Genomic DNA, 19,435 nt, shown 5'->3' on the forward strand with positions numbered 1-19,435 from the left:
CCTAGCACGCTGAATTGTGTATAATTTGTTCAGAAGGAAGGAATGAATTGTATGCAATTTTTATCATTTAACATGTTCCGGACGATTGGTATCAAAACCGAGCATGCGAAGTCGGATTATCATTTTGATTCATTAAATAAAATCGCCCAGGCAGATGTTATTTTGTTTCCGGAATATTGGCAGATCCATTCTATTATCTACGGAATGAAAAAACCGATTTTCCCATCAGCGGCAACATTCCATTTAGGGCACGATAAAATCGAAATGACACGGATTTTCAAAACCGTTATTCCCGATAATATTCCCCGGACAGAAATTTACGGAAAAAACGAATTCACGGTTTCCCGTGTACTCGATCAGTTCAGTTTTCCGTTCGTCGCCAAGACCGTCCGCAGTTCCATGGGTCAAGGCGTCCATCTGATCAAAAATGACGCGGACTGGGATAAATACGTGGCGCAACATGATACTTTTTATGTACAGGAATATATTCCGAACGAAAAGGATTTACGTGTCGTCGTCGTCGGCGATCAAGTTCTCGCTGCTTATTGGCGGGTCGGCGGTACCGAGTTTTTGAATAACGTCGCTCAAGGGGGTGTCCTTGATTTCGAGAACATTCCACAGGAGGCACTTGATTTTGTGCTGACGCTCGCCAAGCAGCTCGATATCGATCATGCCGGATTTGATCTCATTTTCCGAGACGGTCATATTTATGTGCTTGAATTTAACGTGTTCTTCGGCGGAGAAGGATTAAATCATCTCGGCATTCATGCACCGGATACGATTCTTGAGTACGTTGAGCGAAAATACGGAAGTTCATGAATTCTTCAAATTGACTTCACAACTTTTTCTTTATCGGTAGTTTCATTATGGTATGATAGCTTGGAAAGACTAGTGTACACTAGCAAACTGGGGTATAGGGGGATTCACACATGAAGTTTGAACAGTTCGGAATCGAAAATAAGGAAATGAAGTTCGGGTTACTCGAAACGATTATGGCGCATCACCGTTTCGTCCGCGAAGGACAATGGGATTATGAGCGTGCCATGTATGACATGAAATACGAAAAACAATCGACGGGCGAGGTATTTTACCTCCGTATTCCGGTCTATGCCATCCAAGGCGAGATCGAAGACCGTCAAGCAGTCGTTCGGATGTTGACACCGTTACTCGGAAAACATTACTATCCGCACGGCGTCGAATACGATGAGGAGTTCCCTCCTGAGATCGTCAAAGACTGCGAGCGCCGCTTGACTGCATTGCTTGAAACACTCGAAAAATAAGCACCCAACGAATCAAAATTCACCTTTCGTGGATTTTGATTTTTTTATTGTTTTTTATTGTATTGTATAACAACTATCTAAAAAGGAGGCACCTTCTCACGAATCGAGAAAGTGCCTCCTTTACTTTTTACGGATATCTAGCTGAAATCGAGGAGTTCCGGTTACTTGGCTACCAACTGAAGATAGTCGAGCACATCTTTCCCTAATTGGATGTTTACTTGTTCACGCAAATAGTGATACAAATTCGGAAGCCGCGTGGCGTCGACCTGGACTTTCAAGCTGAACGAAACCGAATCTCCGGATAACCGTTTGATCCGGGCTACCGTCGCACCGAAATCAAGGACTGTACAGAGTAAAAGTTCTTCAATCGCTTGAACCGAGACCGTTACTTCGCCCGTTACTTGATACTGCTGTTCCATCACGGAATTCACTCCTTCGCAAGTTGTTTGACCGATGTCATTACTTCCTCTAAGTCAACCGGTTCGTCTGTCGTTTTTGCCATCGAAGAGATGGCCCGGACTTTATTATCCCGGTCGAGTATGAACATCTGCGTACCGTGTGTGACTAAGCCGCTTTCTGCTTTTGAATAATAGAAATTCAACTGGCGTGTCAGACGATCAATGACGACATCATCTCCCGTCAACACTTTCCAGCCTTCTGCATTCGCTTCAAAGTTCGAAGCATACTTTTTCAAAACTTTTTGTGTATCTACTTTCGGATCGACCGTGACTGCGACCAGTTCGACATCCGTTCCGTACAACTCTTCGGCACGTAACTGTTTCTCGAGTTTACGGTAATCGTTTAACGTCAACGGACAGATATCCGGACAGTTCGAGTAGAAAAACGTCAAGACTTTGACTTTTCCATCTTCCGAACTAAACTGTTTCCCATCGACTGCATTTGTCAATTCAAATGGCGTCGGCTCCGCAATGACGGGTAATTTTTCTTTCATGAAGAAGTAATAATACCCGCCTGCTGCAGCTACTAAAATCAACACGACTGCGGCGACAGTCAAATAACTGTTTTTCTTCAAATCAAGACCTCCTTAATGGTTCCAGACGGCCCGGAACACATTTGTTGTCTCTCCCGGCTCGTAGACCACATATAACAGACAGTAGACGATCACACCTGTAATCGCCGTTAAAAACCAAATGACCGATGCTTTCGGACCGATTTTACGGTGTTTTGCAAAGTTTTTCTTATAGGCAAAGAACAGAGCCATCAGTCCAAGGACACCACCTGATGTCGCAAGCAAAATGTGGAAAATCAAAAATCCTGTGTAGTACGGTTTGACCGTATCCGGTCCTCCAAACGCCGTGTTACCGAGCAGAATCGTCCGTAACGCGTACATGATGAAGAAAAGTAAGGCTAATGCAGCAGCAATCGTCATCACGAATTGGTGTGCTTTCATATTCCGGCGTGTCTGCGCAATCAAAAACCAACCGATTGCGACAAAAATCGCACTGATGACAATCAACGAGACACAAATCAACGGCAAATAACTCATGTTCCAACTTCCCCCAATTTAATCCGCTTTTGGCGAGAAGGACATACCTTCATCGACAGCAGTACTTTTAGAACGTCTGACCCAAGTAAAGAATGTCAGACCAAAGAACAGCCCATACACTAACTCTTGACCAAGTTTCATGAGAACCCCACCAAAACGCTGGTCTTCGAGCAAATCTTTTGTTGTTCCGAACAGTCGTTCCATGTTGAGTCCACTCAAATCATTATTCGGCATACAGTATGCTAATACTTTTGCGAATGTTGCCGGATCCTGATAGGCGTCGTACTGGAAACTTTGACTAAAGATCATGAATGCACACGCCGGCGTCAACAAAACACCATTGGCGACGATATAAACCATCTTCTTCAAATCCGACAAGCTGTCTTCTTCATTGACCGGTGCGATAATTGGATACCACATCGTCATACTGAGGAAAATTAATGTCCCGTGGAAAATTCGGTGCACCGTATAGTTCGTCAAGACGTAATCAAAGATGAAGGGCATGTGATAAAACGTAAACAATGAATTAAACAAAATCAGTGCAATCAACGGCAAAATGAAAAATCGTAATGTCCGTCCGAGATACGGCACCTCAAACAACCGTTTGAACACCCACCCTGGAATCGCAATCATCAAGAGCGGCGGTGCCACCATGTACACGAATACCATCTGCAACATATGAGCAGAGAACGTGATATGGGCCAAGACATCAAGCGGGCTGCCAAAACCGATGTAATAGACAAACAAAGCCGCAAGCATCGAAAACTTTTGTCCTAATGTCGTCTCCGCTTCATCAGGTCGACGGATTTTTTCCGTCAATACAGCGTATAAAACATATATACCAATTAAAAGTAATGCATAGTATGGACTCCATAAAACGGTCCAGTCGAATTGTGATAAGGATCCCCTTAAATTGCCTAACATGTTTTTCACCCCGTTCCTTTTTCCTACAGATTAAGATTACCGTTCCCCTATTTCATTGTAAAGGTTTCTCATAAAACGATTCCAAAATAAAAGACCATCCTGCTAAACGTTAGCAGAATGGTCACAATTGATTACCAGATCAAAAGACGGAGTGTCGCGACAATCGTCAAGGCGACGAAGACGCCGAGTGCCATCATGACTTTGATCCATGTGTTGCCTTTATTGTTCATGTGCATGAACATATAAAGTTGCAAGTAAACTTGAACGATTGCCATGATGATTAAAAATCCACCAGCTGCCCAGTGTGGCATGAGTTCTGCCATGACCGCACCAAAAGCAATCAGTGTGAGAAAAATCATCAAAGCAAAACTTGTGAGTTGTAACTGCATCTCGCGGCTGCGATCTGCTTTCATCTCGAGTTCAACTTGATTACGTGTTAATTGCGGCTCGTGTTTTTCCATCTTATTTCACCATCCCCATGAGGTAGACGACTGAGAAGATAAAGACCCAGACGACGTCAATGAAGTGCCAGTAAAGACTTGAAACATAATATTTCGGTGCGTTGACGACCGTGATGCCGCGGTTCCAGTTCCGGATCAACAATGTCGAAATCCAGAGGAGACCGAACAAAACGTGTGCTCCGTGGAAACCAACGAGTGTGTAGAAGGCTGATCCAAAAGCACTTGAAGTAAACGTGTGACCAATGTTGTAGTAATGATTGAACTCATAGATCTCACCGCTGAGGAACCCTAAACCGAGTGCAAGCGTGATGATCAACCACATTTTCATTTTCTTGACATCATTACGTTTCATCGCCATCATCGCAAGAACACTTGTCAGTGAACTTGTGAGAAGGAGCATCGTCATGATGAAGACAAGACCCATTTCAAAAATATCGTAACTGCGTAATCCTTCTTTCGCACCGGAGTTGTGCAAACCGATGTACGTCCCGAAGAGAGAAGCGAACAATGTCGTCTCTCCTCCAAGGAAGAACCAGAAGGCTACATATTTATTCTTACCCTCAAGTGTTGCTTTTTCAACATGATCCGGAATACCCGTGATCGGGTTGTTTGGTACTGAATGATGTCCCATCTTACTTCGCCTCCTTTTCAGCTTCAAGGCGTAGATCTTTTTCGATTTCCGCTTTCGGGATGTAGTATCCTTCATCGTCAATCCAAGAACGGAGGAACATTGCGAAGAGTGTCATCGCAAGACCGATCAAGGCGATAATCAGACCTACTGTACCGTAGTCAAGGCGAAGAATGAATCCAAGACCGGCAAGGAATAAACCGACTGACATGACGAATGGCAGGATCGAGTTGTTCGGCATGTGGATATCGCCGACTTCTTCCGAAACCGAAACCGTTTTGTTTCCAGCCATTTTTTCGAGCCAGTATGTGTCAAGACCTTTAACAAGTGGAATCTGTGCAAAGTTGTACTCTGGAGTTGGAACAGGAAGCGTCCACTCGAGTGTACGACCGTCACCCCAGACATCACGTTTAACGTATTCTTTTGACATCAATGCTGCAACGATGGATACGACAAGAACGATTGTCGAGACACCCATGAAGGCTGCACCGATTGATGACAGTAAGTTCATTGTTTCCCAGCCTTGGTTTGGCAAGTACGTGAAGACACGACGTGGCATACCAGTCAGACCGAGAATGTGTTGCGGGAAGAACGTCAAGTGGAAGCCGATGAAGAACAACCAGAATTGAATTTTACCCCAGAACTCGTTGAGCTGTTTCCCGAACATGAGTGGGAACCAGTAGTACAGACCTGCGAAGAGGCCGAAGACAACCCCACCAACGATAACGTAATGGAAGTGGGCAACTACGAAGTAGCTGTCATGATACTGATAATCGGCAGGAGCAACAGAAAGCATAACCCCTGTCATACCACCAACAAGGAATGATGGGATGAAGGCAACCGAGTAGAGCATCGCAACTGGGAACGTCAATTTACCGCCCCATAGCGTAAAGAGCCAGTTGAAGATTTTGACCCCGGTCGGAACGGCGATCGCCATTGTCGCAACCGCGAAGATTGCGTTCGCAACTGGACCAAGTCCGACTGTGAACATGTGGTGAACCCAAACCATGAATCCTAAGAAACCGATCAACATTGTCGCAAAGACCATCGTCGTGTAACCGAAGAGACGTTTACGGGCAAATGTAGGAATGATTTCAGAGAAGATACCGAAGGCCGGTAAGATCAAGATGTATACTTCCGGGTGACCGAAAATCCAGAAAAGGTGTTCCCAGATGACGATGTTACCACCGGCTGCCGGATCGAAGAAATGTGCCCCGAACAGACGCTCAAACGTCAAGAGGAACAATCCGACCGTAAGTGGCGGGAATGCGAAAACGATCAATGCTGATGCAACGAATGCTGTCCATGTGAACAATGGCATCCGCATCAGCTTCATACCTGGTGCACGCATGTTCAAAATCGTAACGAGGAAGTTAATCCCCCCCATGAGTGTACCGAAACCAGAAATCTGTAATCCGAGTGAGTAGAAATCAACACCGAGAGATTCTGGAACAGTTGAAAGCGGAGCATATGCTGTCCACCCTGCGTTCGGAGCTGCGCCGAAGAACCATGACAGGTTCAACAAAACTCCCCCGAAGAAGAACAACCAAAAACCAAGTGCGTTTAAAAACGGAAACGCAACGTCACGTGCTCCGATTTGAAGCGGAACAGCAGCGTTCATATAGCCGATCAACATCGGCATGGCTGCCAGGAAGATCATGGTCGTACCGTGCATCGTAATCAACTGGTTAAATAATTCACCGCTGACGAAATCATTCATCGGTTTAATCAATTGAAAACGAATCATTAAGGCTTCTACGCCACCAACTAGAAGGAAAAACAATCCAGAGATGATATAGAGAACCCCGATTTTTTTATGGTCGACTGTCGTTAGCCAGTCCATGATGCCGGTTTTTTTCTTCGGCATACCCATAGTATGTGTCCCCACTATGATTCCCCCTTAAATATTATTGGAGCTTCTTGTCCAATAGGTAGTCTGCAAGTTCGCTTAACTCTTCATCGCTAATCTTATCTTCAGAGAAACCAGGCATTTTTGTTCCTTGTTTTTCTTTTTGTGGATTGCGAATCCATTTTTCGAGATTTTCTTTATCATGATCGAGGTATCCAGCGATACGCTGACGATCACCAAAGTTTGTTAAGCTCGGCGCGACTTTCCCGCCACCGTGACAGCTGAGACAGTTTTGTGCGTAAACTTGCTCGCCTGTCGTCCAGTTCTTTTTGTTTTTTGCATCCAACTGTTTTGTTTCTGCTTCTTTAGCTGATTTCATGTCTTTAAGCCATGCATCGTAATCATCTTGCTCAAGCGCGATGACCTTGAAGTCCATCAAAGCATGCGATGGTCCACATAACTCTGCACATTTACCATAGTACGTACCGGCTTCTTGTGCTTGTAACCACATTTCATTATCAAGACCTGGGTTTGTATCTGTTTTACCTGAAAGAGCTGGTACCCAGAATGAGTGAATGACGTCTTTTGAAGTTAAGTTGACAGCAACGCGTTTTCCGACTGGAATAACAAGTTCTTGTCCTGTCGAAACACCTTTGTCTGGGTATTCGAACTCCCACCAGTACAGGTTTGCTGTAACGTTGATGACTTCATTTTTCTTCGCTTCTTTCGCATCTGCTAATTCAACCGTCGTTTTGATGGTTGGTACGGCAAGAACGACTAACAAGAGAATCGGAATGACTGTCCAAATGATTTCAAGTGTGTGATTTCCTTCCACTTGTTTCGGAACAGTGTTGTCTCCAGCTTTACGACGGAATTTCATAAGTACGTAAATATAGATGACTGCTACAATCGCAAGGACAAACAACATGACCCATAAGCTAAGCTTAATGATTTCAAGTTGCATTTGTGCGCCTTCCCCGCGAGGCTGTAGTGCGGACAATTCCGGGATTCCACAACCTGATAACAATAATGCCATCAAACCGATCGGAAGAAGCCGGAAGAGCATTTTTCCTGATTTTTTCACAACCATCCCCACTTTCTTTTCCCCAATTTTTTTCTTTCTTAAATGGTGTCCGTGAATATGTCAAATCGTTTTAGAGAGAAACGAGTACGACCGTCACGATCCAAGCCGTGAAGTAAAAGAGCGAGAAGAAAAACATCTTCGAAGCCCACTTAATCTCAGCTTGTTCTTCCTTGATTTTGAGACCTTTCAGTCCCATGTAGAGCCAGTATCCGCCAAGCACAGCCATGACAAGCATATAAATGATGCCGTAGTGCGCGAGGAGGAGTGATGATGGAAGTAACACTGCAATCCACCATACAATTTGTCGTTTCGTGATTGCAAAACCATTGACGACAGGTAACATTGGAATACCGGCAGCCCGGTACTCTTCCGTCCGTCTCATGGCGAGCGCAAGGAAGTGAGGCGGTTGCCATACGAACATGATGAGAAACAAAATCCATGCATCGATATGAAGTGTCGGAGTGACTGCCGCAAATCCAATGATCGGTGGCACTGCTCCGGAAATACCACCTACGACTGTATTGATCGTGTGTGTCCGCTTTAACCACATCGTATAGATGACGACGTAGACAAACGAACCAATCAATCCGAAAACTGCCGCAACATGGTTAACGATCAGCAAGAGAACGGTACCGGTAGCCAGTATCCCAAGTCCTAATGCCAATATCCGTTGCCCATCCATCTTACCGGTTACACTCGGTCTTCCCATCGTCCGTTCCATCTTGTAATCAATGTCACGGTCGATATAGTTATTGAGGTAACAACTACCGGCAATGACCAGTCCACTTCCGAGAAGCGTCCACAATAATGTCAACTTCGTCTGCCACAAATACAGTAGAACATCATCCGTTAAGTATGATGCTGCTACGACATAACCTGCGAAGACGGTGATGAGATTCGCACGAACGATTCCCATCTTTGCTAGGGTGACATAGTCCTTGAACGTCGGCTGATCCGATTGCTCGATCATGATGTCCAGGGTCTCCCCGTTTACTTTCGCCATGTTGTTTCCTCCTTCTAACCGTCTGCGTTCTTTCTGTACGTAGGATTCACGTATTTTCTTCACAGAAATAACGCAGACACGCCACGAAACGTCCTTTTCTCTATAAAAGATACCACATATTCAAGGTCATGACGTATGAAAATACTTTCGACATAATGAACAAAATGTGAAATCTATGTGATTAACCTCACAGTTCACCATATTTACCTAATATTAGAATAGCGTTCTTCTAAAAGATTGCAAGCGTTTCGATATTTTTTATGCGATACTATTGCTAGGTATTTCAAGTATCATGTATTTCCCTAGAAAGGTGGTGGCTGCGTTTTGAATCGAAAACTTTCGATTTTTTCAGCATTTGTCACATTCACGATGATGATTGTTCTTCTCATGGGAGGAACCGTCACGAAAACAGATTCCGGAAATGGATGCGGGACCGATTGGCCGCTCTGTCATGGAGAATTGATTCCAACTAATCCAAGTGTCGAAACGATGATTGAGTATAGTCACCGCGCAGTAACAGGAGTCGTCGGTTTATTGATCATCGCCTTGTGCCTTTGGACACTTGTCGCTTTCAAAGATCGCCTGGATATCAAGATTTTCGCTTTCCTGGCCTTCATTTTCATGTTGATTCAATCAATCGTCGGTGCAGGTGCCGTCGTCTGGCAACAGTCAGATCTCGTCATGGCCTTACATTTCGGTATTTCCTTGATTTCTTTTGCTTCCTTACTCATCTTGACGATTTTAATCATGGAACGACCCGGTCAAGAATTCAGGGAATCGGTCCCAGCGTTCTTGCGTAAACTGCTGTATGGCTTGTTGGTTTATACATTAGTCGTCGTCTATACTGGTGCTTTCGTCCGCCACGTCGGCGCGACGTATGCGTGTGTCGGCTGGCCGGTCTGTTCACAACCGACGATGACGTTTGAAGCCTGGGTTCAGATGATTCACCGGATTCTGGCCGGACTGCTGTTCTTTTATACGTTGTTCGTTCACTATACGGCGATTCGCCTCAAACACCGGACATCACGGACCGGTATGCTGTTCGCAACGTTCTTCATCTCGTGTCAGGTCGCAACTGGTGCCTGGATCGTGCTCGGCGGACATGCGACGTATGTGCCTTTATTACATGCGTTCCTGATCACCTGCTACTTCGGAGTCATTTCGTATCTCGCTTACCATGCGTTCCGGACACGAAAAAAAGATTCTCGACTGCGCTGATTAAACCTTCAACTAAAAAGGGAAGCGGATTTTCCAACTATCCGCCTCCCTTTTTTTATACAATTCATTTAAAACGGGCAATCGCTCGTTTCCGGGCCATATCGTGCTCGACAATCGGCATCGGATAATCGTAGTCTTTTCGTTGTTGTTCCGTCGGTTCATGAATCGATGTTTTCGGAAAATCCTTCAGTTCCGGCAAATAGGTACGGATGAACGTTCCATCCTTATCGAATTTCTTCGACTGGGTCGTCGGATTGAAGACACGGAAATACGGCACAGCGTCCGTCCCGACGGATGCCGCCCACTGCCACCCGCCGATATTCGACGCCGCTTCGTAGTCCACCAGTTTCTGTTGGAAGTAGCGTTCTCCTTTTTGCCAATCGACCAATAAGTCCTTCGTCAAAAAAGAGGCGACAATCATTCGCAGGCGGTTATGCATCCATCCGGTCGTATTGAGCTGACGCATCGCTGCATCGACGATTGGATACCCGGTTTTCCCCTCTGTCCAGGCTTTGAATCCCTTCTCATCCGTTTCCCACTCGATCTTCGTATACTGTTCATTAACCGGCAGTCGTTTGGATTCCGGATAATGCATGAGAATCGTGTAGTAAAATTCCCGCCAGATCAATTCGGTCAGATAGGTCTGTTTTCCTTTTGAATCCTGTTCCTGCTGGACCGCATCAAAAATCGTCCGAATTCCGATTTCACCAGTCCGCAGATATCGGGACATCAGACTTGTTCCGTCAACGGCCGGCAAATCGCGTTGCTCCTCATAAGCAGATAAATTATTTTTAAGGAATAATCGTAATCGTTTTTGGGCCGTTTCTTCTCCGACCGCGAAGTCGGCGTCTGATGCCGCCTGCTTAAAATAATCCAGCATAAAGGCATTATTCTGCCGCCGTTTGTGATAACGTTCCTTTAAAAGATTCAGCTTGACCGGATACGGCTTGTCGACTTCTTTTTTCAGAAACGCATTTTTGTACGGTGTAAATACTTTATAGTAAGAACCGTCATTTTTTTTGACGGCATGTGGATGAAGCAGATGGCGGTCAAGCAACCGCTCCGTCTTTTTATCGCCCCGTTTTTTCATGATGCCGTCGTCACGGCTCTTGAACGGTTCGACGTACTCGGCGTTAAACAACAGAACATCCGCCATTTCCGTTGCTTCGAGAAAATCCTTTTCCTGTCCTTCAATGAAACGGATCGGCATATCATGGGTCTTGCAGTTTTTTGCGAAATGTTCGAGTGCCTGGAAAAAATACTGTTGCCTCGCGTCATACTCTCCGATGTAGTCCGGGTTCACCCAGAAAACGAACTCGACATTTGCCTGTTCGTCCTTTTCGAGATACTCGACCGCTCGTGCCAGCATATGATTGTCCTCGAGCCGAAAATCACTTCGAATCCAACAGATGATATTCATATTCATTCCTCCATCAACTGACGATGAACGAAAAACAGGCAATCCGCCATGCGTTTTGCCTGTTTTCGTCACCCTGTATTTATCCTAAGTTACATATTATGCATTACACGAATTCAATCAATAAATCTTGGCTCGCGATGGCTTCGCCTTCTTTGACATGAACCGATTTAACCTCACCGTCTTCTGGTGCTTGAATCGTCGTCTCCATTTTCATTGCTTCCGTCACAAGTAGCTGCTCTCCCTTACGAATCCGGGTACCGGGTTCGACCAGGACTTTCAAGACGCTGCCGGGCATCGAAGCACCAATCTGTTTCGGGTTCGAACGATCGGCCTTCGGACGGCTCGACGAACTTTCTTTGATGCTGATATCTTTTACTTCGACTTCACGCGGGACGCCGTTCATCTCGTAGTAGATGACACGGACACCGTGATCGTCCGGTTGACCGATTTGGATCAACTTCAGGTACAGTGTTTTTCCACGCTCGATTTCGACTTCGATGGTTTCCCCGAGACGCATACCGTGGAAGAACGTACTCGTATCGAGAACGGAGATATCCCCGTAACGTGCGACATACGAACTGTAATCAAGGAATACCTTCGGATACAGGGCATATGCCAGAGCATCGAATTCTGTTACCGGACGTTCCAGTTTCTCGAACAACTCATGTTTGATGGCATCAAAATTGAGTGGCTCCATCATTTTCCCTGGACGTTCCGTCAACGGCTCAACGCCTTTCAGGATTGCCGCTTGGACTTGTTTCGGGAAGCCGTCCGGTGGCGTACCCAGCTCGCCCTTCATCAATTCAACGACAGAATCCGGGAAGTCAAGATTGCTGGCACGTTCCAGAACATCTTCTTCCGTCAGATGGTGTTGGACCATGAATAAGGCCATATCACCGACGACTTTCGAAGATGGTGTCACTTTGACGATGTCGCCGAACAACATGTTGACGCGGGCATACATCGTTTTAACTTCCGACCAGCGATCCGCGAGTCCAACGGCTTTCGCTTGTTGTTGAAGATTCGAATACTGACCGCCTGGCATTTCATGATCATAGACCGTCGGGTTCGGTGCTAACATATCAAGCTCAAATGCTTGATAGAGGTGGCGCACATCCTGCCAGTAATCCGATACCTGCTCAAATTTTTGTGCCGACACGAGCGGTTGACGCTTGTGACCACTGAGGGCATGAATCAGACTTCCTCCGGCAGGCTGACTTGTCAGTCCCGCCATACTTGAAGCAGCGACGTCAACGATATCGACACCGGCATCAACAGCTCGCGCGTACGTATAAATACCGTTTCCGCTTGCGTCATGCGTATGCAGATGGATCGGCAAATCAACAGCATCTTTTAACGCCGAGACTAATGCGTAGGCAGCTTCCGGTTTCAGCAGACCTGCCATATCTTTGATGGCAATGATATGGGCACCGCTCGCTTCGAGTTGTTTCGCCAGTTTAACGTAATACGGAAGATGATATTTCGGACGGCTCGCATCAAACAAGTCGCCTGTATAACAAACTGCTGCCTCTGCGATTTTACCCGTCGGCAAGACGGCATCGATGGCCAGCTGAATGGATTCAGGATTGTTTAAGCTGTCGAAAATCCGGAACACATCCACACCCGCTTGCGCGGCTTCCTTGACGAATGCATGAATGACATTGTCCGGATAGTTTTTATAGCCGACTGCATTGGCTCCACGTAACAACATCTGAATCAACACATTCGGCATCTTTTCACGCAACTGCATCAAACGAACCCACGGATCTTCTGACAGGAAACGGTATGCCACGTCAAACGTTGCACCGCCCCAGGCCTCTACTGAGAACAGTTCCGGCAACAGTTTGGCTTCCGCCTCGGCAATTGCCACTAAATCTTTTGTCCGCATCCGTGTCGCAAGCAACGACTGGTGCGCATCGCGGAAGGTCGTATCTGTCAATTGAACCTGTTCTTGTGCTTTCAGCCAGTTGATGACACCAAGCGGACCTTCTGCATCAAGAATCGCTTTTGCACCTGCTTGATAGTCAGCCGGAAGATCTTTCGGAATCCGGACGTCGCGGGCAAGTGGTTTTTCAATCTTGCCGATTCCCGGGAAGCCGTTGACGGATACTTCTCCGATGTATGTGAGCAACTTCGTCCCACGGTCTTGTCGTTTCGGGAAGATGAACAATTCTTTTGTGTCATCGATGAACGATGTATTGTAATCTCCGCTGATGAACGCGTGGTGTTTCAGAACATTACTTAAGAATGGAATGTTGGTTTTAATTCCCCGGATCCGGAACTCGCTTAAGTTTCGGCTCATTTTAGCAACGGCTTGATCGTATGTTAAACCGTGTGTCGAAATCTTCACGAGCAGTGAATCGTAATAAGGCGAGATTTCAGCACCGACATAGGCATTCCCACCGTCAAGACGCACGCCAAAGCCACCTGGTGAACGGTATGCTTTGATTTTTCCCGTATCCGGTAAGAAGCCGTTTTCCGGGTCTTCGGACGTAATCCGGCTCTGAATGGCGAAACCTAACATTTGAATATTTTCTTGCGCAGGAATACCCACCAGGTCACTATGTAGTGATTCCCCTTCTGCGACTCGAATTTGTGTCTGGACGATATCAATGCCCGTAATCATTTCCGTAATCGTATGTTCGACTTGAACACGCGGATTAACTTCGATGAAATAGAAGGACTCGTCTTGTGTCACTAAAAATTCAACCGTACCGGCATTCTCATATCCGACATGCTTCATCAACGTTACCGCTGCTTCACAGATCTTTTGGCGTCCTTCGTCCGATAACGTGACACACGGCGCGACTTCGACGACTTTTTGGTGACGGCGTTGCACGGAACAATCGCGTTCAAACAAATGAACGATATTGCCATGGGCATCCCCTATGATTTGAACTTCGATATGTTTCGGACGTTCAATCAATTTTTCAACGTAAATTTCATCTGAACCAAATGCTTTTAAAGCTTCCGATTTTGCCCGCTCAATCATTTCCGGCAACTCTTCTTCTGTCCGGACGACACGCATCCCGCGTCCGCCGCCGCCTAAAGAAGCTTTGACCATTAATGGATAACCGGTTTTTTCAGCAAAAGCATACGCTTCATCAATCGATGTGATCGGACCGTCCGTACCCGGAATGACGGGTAAACCGGCTTCGATGGCTGTCGTCCGCGCACGGACTTTATCACCGAAACTGTAGAGATGTTCTTCTCGGGGACCAATAAAGATAATCCCCTCTTCCCGGCACCGAGTAGCGAGTTCAATATTTTCTGACAAAAATCCGTAACCTGGATGGATCGCATCACATTGTGCCTTCTTGGCAGTCTCGATGATTCCTTCGATATCAAGGTAGGCTTCGATCGGTTTTTTTCCCTCACCGATTCGGTACGCTTCATCGGCTTTGTACCGGTGAAGCGACCCCATATCTTCTCGTGAATAAATAGCGACTGTCCGAATCCCGAGTTCGGTTGCCGCACGGAATACGCGAATCGCGATTTCTCCGCGGTTGGCGACAAGAATCTTTTTGATTTTAGTCAACTGATGCTCCCCCTTTAGGTAATGAACTCGTAGCACTCATCTTTCGTGCTTCCTGTACTTCTTTATGATACGCTATCCGGTGCTTGTTTTGCATCGAAATATTTGCCACGACCCCAAGCATCGTACTCATGACAAGCAGTGAAGACCCGCCGTAACTGATAAACGGTAACGTCACACCGGTCCCCGGAAACAGACCGGACATCGCTCCGATATTGATACCGGTTTGGATAAAGATGATCGACGAAATGCCGAACGCCACCATACTCGAATAAATCGAAGCAGATTGCCGGGCAATGAGCGCCCCTTGCCACATTAAAAAGAACAACAGTCCGAGGACAACGAGAACCCCGACGAATCCGAGTTCTTCCGAGATGATTGACATGATGTAATCGGTCTCCGGCTCCGGCAGATAACCGTACTTTTGAAAGCTGTTCCCCAAACCGACCCCGAAGAATCCTCCGTGAGCGATCGAGATGACCGAATTGATCAATTGATACCCTTTTCCTTCCGCGTCCAGGAATGGATTGAAGATGGCATGAATTCGTTCCATCTGATTGGCAGAAAAATTGTTCCAGGCGTAGACACCTACTATTGCAATACCGACAAATCCGACAGCGATGTAACCGGGTGGCAACCCGACTGCAAACCAAATCATCGCCGTAATTAAGAGTAAAATGAATAATCCGCCATCATCCGGTTGCATCCGGATGATCAGGGCGTAAGGGGCGAGTAACACAAGCATCGGAATCAAAATCCAGTCCGTGAAACTGAGTAAAATCCGCTTACCGGATGAATCCGGTGCAATTTGGCGATGAATGAAATGGTGGACGATTCCGATCACACCATTCATTTGCCCTTTATATTTTTGATCAAAATAGTTGGCAAGACCAATGACGAGAACAAATTTGCACAGTTCAATCGGCTGAATCAGGAAAATCCCGAAATTTAACCAGGCACGTGCTCCGTTCAACGGTGTAGCAAACAACGTTGCCGTCAACATACCTAATGTGATGACATATAAAGCCAACCGTACCAATGGTCCTCGGAAAATTTCATGATTCAGATGGGCGACAAATAAAAAGACAGCAATCGCCATCACATCAAACATCAATTGTTTCTCAAAAAATGAGGTGTTTGCGTAATCGCCACCGTTCCAGACACTGGCACTGTAAACCATCACCGTACTGATCGCCATCAGAATCAGCATCGTAAAGAAGAGGCGATAATCAAAAAACGCACGTTTTTCCTTAAACTTCGATTGCATTATGTACACGTCCTTTTTCTAATTCCTAGTTCTAAAAAAAAAATACCCAAACGCCGCATTTCACGTTTGAGTAGAAAATCAGCACGTCTCCGCATCATGTAAATCAGATAATTGCTGTTCTAATGAGTCGAGTAATTGTTTCCCTTCACTCGCATCAATCAGTTCGAGACGAACGGCAAAATCAATTTGGCGTGACAATCCGAACATTTGTGTATCCAATACTTCCTCATAAAGAGGACATTGTGGCATCGTTAAATTCGCAAGCTGGACCTCGATCAACCGGCGGATTTTATGGGCATCCGCTTCTAGTAGCTCAAGAGCGCGCTGGCGATGAACTGTCCCGATTTCAGTTGACAATCCAATCCCTCCTCATCAAATGACGCGTTCCTGTTATAGCTAAACTTTACCTTACTTTCGCCAACAATTCAACGTTTCGGTATAATGGATTTGCACGACTCATACATTTAGGGGGAATAATGATGATTTTTCCGATTACAGGTAATGTCCGCTATCCACTCACCATCGACCCGACGGTTTGGATCTTCGATGAACGGAAGATTGAAGTCGACCATATTGGGAAAGAAGTCGGGGATAACGCACAAGAAGCCTATTATGCCAAGATGGGGGCTGCTTGGGATAAAGGGATTACAGAAGGCAGTCGAACGGACCACAACAAACCGATGACACGCGAAGAAAAAGATGCCGCCTTACGCGGAACGTTTGCCATGCCGCTTGCGCCGTTCATTCAAAATGCCGAGACACTTGAAGGTGCCTCCGCGTTACGCTTTGAAGGAACAGAAACAGTCGAGCTCGATCTCAGTATGTTACCGGAACTGTACTTACAGTTTTCAAAAGACGGAAAAGTTTTAAGCGACGGTCCTGTCCATCTGCTTTATCGTGATCAAATCGTCCGCTCCGTTACTCGCATCACTGTCGTGTAATCCGGAAACGACGAAAAGCCACTCTGTTTCTTTTAACTTAAAGGAAACAGAGTGGCTTTTTTTATAGTTTACAGCAAGTCGGCTGCCAAACGAGCCAGACTTGACCGCTCGCCTTTCACCAGTTTGACGTGTCCTGTCATCTTTTCACCTTTCAACCGCTCGACTGCATAAGACAATCCGTTTGAATATTCATCCAGGTACGGATGGTCGATTTGCTGCGGGTCACCGACCAATACAATTTTCGAGTTTTCACCGACACGGGTCAAAATCGTCTTCACTTCATGTTTTGTCAGGTTTTGCGCTTCATCGATAATGATGAATTGTCCCGGCATGCTCCGACCTCTGATGTAAGTCAGGGCTTCCAGTTGAATCGATTTCATTCCCGCCAAAATGTTCCCCAGCTCATCACCGGAACTTGTATTGAACAGATGCTCCAAGTTATCATAAATCGGTTGCATCCAGGGCCGGAGCTTTTCTTCCATCTCTCCCGGCAAATATCCGATATCATTCCCCATCGGGACGACCGGACGGGCAACGACTAATTTTTTATACCGGTGTTCATCTTCCACCTGTAACAGCCCTGCTGCGAGTGCGAGTAATGTTTTTCCGGTTCCCGCTTTCCCGACAAGTGTGACAAGCGGCACATCATCCCGAAGCAACAGTTCAAATGCCATCCGCTGTTGAACGTTCCGTGGAACGACACCCCAGACTTGATCGATATCGAGTGATAACGCCCGGATGATCGGTAATTCCTGATCAACGACGGCAATTGCGGATGCTTTTGACATATTGCTTTTTAGAATAACGAATTGATTCGGATGCACTTTTTCCGGAAGGACATCGACCGATAATCGTTTATCCTGATAGAACGCATCGATATATTCTTGATCGACGGTCAATTCTACAAAACCCGTGTATAACCCTGTCAGATCAGCGATGTGATCGGTCAAATAGTCTTCTGCGACTAATCCGTAAGCATCCGCTTTAACCCGGACGAGGATATCTTTTGAAACAAGGATGACATCCCGTCCGCTTTGCTGTTCTTTTTGTTCCCGGTGAATCGACCAGGCAAGTTCCAGAATCTTGTTGTCGTTGGATTCATGCGTAAACGGTGACACTTCACTGATGGAATCTCCGATATCGACCCGAAGAATTCCGCCGTTCCCGAGTGGAACACCGGCATGGAGGTGTCCTGTTTCCCGCAATTGATCCAAAATCCGTGCCGTTTCTCGGGCATTTCGACCGACTTCATCCATATTTCGTTTTTTTCCGTCCAGTTCTTCTAAAACAATGGCCGGAATCACGACATCGTGCTCTTGAAATTGAAACAGAGACAATGGATCATGTAACATGACATTGGTATCGAGCACATATATTTTTTTCATTCCATCGTTCGCTCCTTTAGAGTCGAGTTTTGATGAATGTTATCCTTTTAAAATGTCTTGAATTTGTTGATCAAGTTGCATCGCGGCTGCTTCATCGTACGTTTTATGCACACGCGGCCGGTCCGACACAGCGGCTCCGTAGAATAAGATATCGCGGACCTCTTTTATCTGTCCTTCATACAGCGCTACCTTTAACGGTAAGCGTGCTGTCGTTTCCCAGGCTGCGACATCCGTACATGTTAAACTGTACGTCGACTGATCAGCAAAGAAAATAAGTGTAAAAACAGGATGGTCAGCTAACGTTTTGACAAGTAATGAATCTGCTTCAATCGCAAAGCGAATCGTTGTTTCGTCTTTTGCATACACCCAACTGATGGCATGTGTAATCGGCCAGCTTTTGCTCTGATCATGTGTGATTAAAAACACGAGCGGTAAATCTGTTAATGCCTTCATCTGCTGTTCACTCAGACGATGTTCCACTTTATTTGCCATGGTACCACCCCCTCTGTTCCTTATTTTATTACTATTCGATACCATATATTCGCATCCCTTTTTCAAGTTGAACAATTCTTAAATATGATATACTAAGAAAAAAAGGGGGACCTCCCATGCGTGTCAAATGCACCATCTGCGATAAACGAGAAACCATCGACGACTGGTCCTTCACAGCAAAAAGACTGCGAAATAAACCGGTACGCGTCTACATATGCGATGAATGTCATGAACGTGTCACTGAACGGACCATTGCGCGCCAAGAAACCGGACATTTTAACCTTTATCCGACCTGGGCGACAACTAAAAAAAGATGGTAAATAGACTGACCTAGCGATATGAGACACATATAAAACACCTTGATTAGGCTGCCAGTACACCATATTTTATCGGTGTCAGGTAGCCTAATTTTTCTTGGATTCGTTCTTCGTTATAGTAATT

At 45.9% G+C, this 19,435-nt stretch carries 21 protein-coding genes; 5 read left to right on the forward strand and 16 right to left on the reverse strand.

Annotated features, from left to right (window positions below):
- Window positions 1-51 precede the first annotated feature (51 nt).
- Both R7V76_RS05440 and R7V76_RS05445 read left to right on the forward strand, forming a co-directional pair.
- The gene (locus tag R7V76_RS05440) at window positions 52-819 is read left to right on the forward strand and encodes an ATP-grasp domain-containing protein (protein ID WP_290827058.1); all 768 of its coding nucleotides are present in this window, start codon (window positions 52-54) and stop codon (window positions 817-819) included.
- A 110-nt stretch (window positions 820-929) separates the two neighbouring features.
- Window positions 930-1,280, forward strand: a complete 351-nt coding sequence (locus R7V76_RS05445) for a YugN family protein (RefSeq protein WP_012370850.1) — start codon at window positions 930-932, stop codon at window positions 1,278-1,280.
- 161 nt (window positions 1,281-1,441) lie between these two features.
- Here the strand turns inward: R7V76_RS05445 and R7V76_RS05450 are convergent, their stop codons facing one another.
- From R7V76_RS05450 to cyoE, 9 genes are all read right to left on the reverse strand, one after another.
- The gene (locus R7V76_RS05450; RefSeq protein ID WP_318091539.1) at window positions 1,442-1,699 is read right to left on the reverse strand and encodes a hypothetical protein; all 258 of its coding nucleotides are present in this window, start codon (window positions 1,697-1,699) and stop codon (window positions 1,442-1,444) included.
- Window positions 1,700-1,707: 8 nt separating this feature from the next.
- Window positions 1,708-2,313 (reverse strand): SCO family protein, encoded by a 606-nt coding sequence (locus R7V76_RS05455; RefSeq protein WP_114595415.1) that lies wholly within the window; start codon window positions 2,311-2,313, stop codon window positions 1,708-1,710.
- 12 nt (window positions 2,314-2,325) lie between these two features.
- Window positions 2,326-2,787 carry a DUF420 domain-containing protein gene (locus R7V76_RS05460; protein WP_012370853.1) on the reverse strand — a complete coding sequence of 154 codons (462 nt, stop codon included), beginning with the start codon at window positions 2,785-2,787 and terminating at the stop codon, window positions 2,326-2,328.
- Between the two features lie 18 nt (window positions 2,788-2,805).
- Complete coding sequence (gene ctaG / locus R7V76_RS05465; protein ID WP_041261986.1) at window positions 2,806-3,711, reverse strand: cytochrome c oxidase assembly factor CtaG; 906 nt, start codon at window positions 3,709-3,711, stop codon at window positions 2,806-2,808.
- A 131-nt stretch (window positions 3,712-3,842) separates the two neighbouring features.
- A complete protein-coding gene (locus tag R7V76_RS05470; protein ID WP_026827914.1) occupies window positions 3,843-4,172 on the reverse strand; it encodes a cytochrome C oxidase subunit IV family protein in 330 nt (109 codons plus the stop codon).
- Between the two features lies 1 nt (window position 4,173).
- Window positions 4,174-4,803 carry a cytochrome (ubi)quinol oxidase subunit III gene (locus R7V76_RS05475; RefSeq protein ID WP_318091530.1) on the reverse strand — a complete coding sequence of 210 codons (630 nt, stop codon included), beginning with the start codon at window positions 4,801-4,803 and terminating at the stop codon, window positions 4,174-4,176.
- 1 nt (window position 4,804) lies between these two features.
- On the reverse strand, window positions 4,805-6,673 hold the full coding sequence (gene ctaD / locus R7V76_RS05480; RefSeq protein ID WP_026827913.1) for a cytochrome c oxidase subunit I: 1,869 nt from the start codon (window positions 6,671-6,673) through the stop codon (window positions 4,805-4,807).
- A gap of 34 nt (window positions 6,674-6,707) precedes the next feature.
- On the reverse strand, window positions 6,708-7,739 hold the full coding sequence (coxB, locus tag R7V76_RS05485; protein WP_012370858.1) for a cytochrome c oxidase subunit II: 1,032 nt from the start codon (window positions 7,737-7,739) through the stop codon (window positions 6,708-6,710).
- 64 nt (window positions 7,740-7,803) lie between these two features.
- The gene (cyoE, locus tag R7V76_RS05490; RefSeq protein ID WP_012370859.1) at window positions 7,804-8,736 is read right to left on the reverse strand and encodes a heme o synthase; all 933 of its coding nucleotides are present in this window, start codon (window positions 8,734-8,736) and stop codon (window positions 7,804-7,806) included.
- Window positions 8,737-9,060: 324 nt separating this feature from the next.
- Between cyoE and R7V76_RS05495 the strand changes: the two genes are divergently transcribed.
- Window positions 9,061-9,954 (forward strand): COX15/CtaA family protein, encoded by an 894-nt coding sequence (locus R7V76_RS05495; protein WP_214763644.1) that lies wholly within the window; start codon window positions 9,061-9,063, stop codon window positions 9,952-9,954.
- Window positions 9,955-10,018: 64 nt separating this feature from the next.
- Here the strand turns inward: R7V76_RS05495 and R7V76_RS05500 are convergent, their stop codons facing one another.
- The 4 genes from R7V76_RS05500 to R7V76_RS05515 all read right to left on the reverse strand — a co-directional run bounded on the left by R7V76_RS05500 (window position 10,019) and on the right by R7V76_RS05515 (window position 16,533).
- Window positions 10,019-11,374 (reverse strand): cryptochrome/photolyase family protein, encoded by a 1,356-nt coding sequence (locus tag R7V76_RS05500; protein WP_318091531.1) that lies wholly within the window; start codon window positions 11,372-11,374, stop codon window positions 10,019-10,021.
- Between the two features lie 103 nt (window positions 11,375-11,477).
- Window positions 11,478-14,912 (reverse strand): pyruvate carboxylase, encoded by a 3,435-nt coding sequence (locus R7V76_RS05505; protein WP_318091532.1) that lies wholly within the window; start codon window positions 14,910-14,912, stop codon window positions 11,478-11,480.
- The gene (locus R7V76_RS05510; protein WP_318091533.1) at window positions 14,905-16,176 is read right to left on the reverse strand and encodes an FtsW/RodA/SpoVE family cell cycle protein; all 1,272 of its coding nucleotides are present in this window, start codon (window positions 16,174-16,176) and stop codon (window positions 14,905-14,907) included. The genes R7V76_RS05505 and R7V76_RS05510 overlap by 8 nt, the downstream gene beginning before the upstream one ends.
- Before the next feature lie 78 nt (window positions 16,177-16,254).
- Window positions 16,255-16,533 (reverse strand): YlaN family protein, encoded by a 279-nt coding sequence (locus R7V76_RS05515; RefSeq protein WP_014970798.1) that lies wholly within the window; start codon window positions 16,531-16,533, stop codon window positions 16,255-16,257.
- 122 nt (window positions 16,534-16,655) lie between these two features.
- On the opposite strand from R7V76_RS05515, the gene R7V76_RS05520 reads away from it, so the two are divergent.
- Window positions 16,656-17,117: a hypothetical protein gene (locus R7V76_RS05520; protein WP_318091534.1), complete on the forward strand. Its 462-nt coding sequence runs from the start codon at window positions 16,656-16,658 to the stop codon at window positions 17,115-17,117.
- 68 nt (window positions 17,118-17,185) lie between these two features.
- Here R7V76_RS05520 and R7V76_RS05525 read toward each other — a convergent pair whose 3' ends face one another.
- On the reverse strand, window positions 17,186-18,502 hold the full coding sequence (locus R7V76_RS05525) for a PhoH family protein (protein WP_012370866.1): 1,317 nt from the start codon (window positions 18,500-18,502) through the stop codon (window positions 17,186-17,188).
- A 39-nt stretch (window positions 18,503-18,541) separates the two neighbouring features.
- Window positions 18,542-18,994, reverse strand: coding sequence for a hypothetical protein (locus tag R7V76_RS05530; RefSeq protein ID WP_214763625.1), 453 nt, complete (start codon window positions 18,992-18,994; stop codon window positions 18,542-18,544).
- Window positions 18,995-19,110: 116 nt separating this feature from the next.
- Here R7V76_RS05530 and R7V76_RS05535 point away from each other — a divergent pair, with 116 nt between their 5' ends.
- Window positions 19,111-19,314, forward strand: a complete 204-nt coding sequence (locus R7V76_RS05535; RefSeq protein WP_012370868.1) for a YlaI family protein — start codon at window positions 19,111-19,113, stop codon at window positions 19,312-19,314.
- Between the two features lie 43 nt (window positions 19,315-19,357).
- Here the strand turns inward: R7V76_RS05535 and R7V76_RS16660 are convergent.
- A partial coding sequence (locus R7V76_RS16660; RefSeq protein ID WP_369076250.1) for an IS3 family transposase occupies window positions 19,358-19,435 on the reverse strand: 78 nt, incomplete at its 5' end.

This window comes from Exiguobacterium artemiae (genome assembly GCF_033342815.1).
GTDB lineage: Bacteria > Bacillota > Bacilli > Exiguobacteriales > Exiguobacteriaceae > Exiguobacterium_A > Exiguobacterium_A artemiae_A.

Bases quoted from the DNA above. Each gene is read 5' to 3' on its own strand.
- R7V76_RS05535 (WP_012370868.1), top strand. From the start codon at position 19,111: ATGCGTGTCAAATGCACCATCTGCGATAAACGAGAAACCATCGACGAC.
- R7V76_RS05520 (WP_318091534.1), top strand. From the start codon at position 16,656: ATGATTTTTCCGATTACAGGTAATGTCCGCTATCCACTCACCATCGAC.
- R7V76_RS05475 (WP_318091530.1), bottom strand. From the start codon at position 4,803: ATGGGACATCATTCAGTACCAAACAACCCGATCACGGGTATTCCGGAT.
- R7V76_RS05510 (WP_318091533.1), bottom strand. From the start codon at position 16,176: ATGCAATCGAAGTTTAAGGAAAAACGTGCGTTTTTTGATTATCGCCTC.
- R7V76_RS05470 (WP_026827914.1), bottom strand. From the start codon at position 4,172: ATGGAAAAACACGAGCCGCAATTAACACGTAATCAAGTTGAACTCGAG.
- cyoE (WP_012370859.1), bottom strand. From the start codon at position 8,736: ATGGCGAAAGTAAACGGGGAGACCCTGGACATCATGATCGAGCAATCG.
- R7V76_RS05530 (WP_214763625.1), bottom strand. From the start codon at position 18,994: ATGGCAAATAAAGTGGAACATCGTCTGAGTGAACAGCAGATGAAGGCA.
- ctaG (WP_041261986.1), bottom strand. From the start codon at position 3,711: ATGTTAGGCAATTTAAGGGGATCCTTATCACAATTCGACTGGACCGTT.
- R7V76_RS05445 (WP_012370850.1), top strand. From the start codon at position 930: ATGAAGTTTGAACAGTTCGGAATCGAAAATAAGGAAATGAAGTTCGGG.
- ctaD (WP_026827913.1), bottom strand. From the start codon at position 6,673: ATGGGTATGCCGAAGAAAAAAACCGGCATCATGGACTGGCTAACGACA.
- R7V76_RS05525 (WP_012370866.1), bottom strand. From the start codon at position 18,502: ATGAAAAAAATATATGTGCTCGATACCAATGTCATGTTACATGATCCA.
- R7V76_RS05450 (WP_318091539.1), bottom strand. From the start codon at position 1,699: ATGGAACAGCAGTATCAAGTAACGGGCGAAGTAACGGTCTCGGTTCAA.
- coxB (WP_012370858.1), bottom strand. From the start codon at position 7,739: ATGGTTGTGAAAAAATCAGGAAAAATGCTCTTCCGGCTTCTTCCGATC.
- R7V76_RS05460 (WP_012370853.1), bottom strand. From the start codon at position 2,787: ATGAGTTATTTGCCGTTGATTTGTGTCTCGTTGATTGTCATCAGTGCG.
- R7V76_RS05500 (WP_318091531.1), bottom strand. From the start codon at position 11,374: ATGAATATCATCTGTTGGATTCGAAGTGATTTTCGGCTCGAGGACAAT.
- R7V76_RS05440 (WP_290827058.1), top strand. From the start codon at position 52: ATGCAATTTTTATCATTTAACATGTTCCGGACGATTGGTATCAAAACC.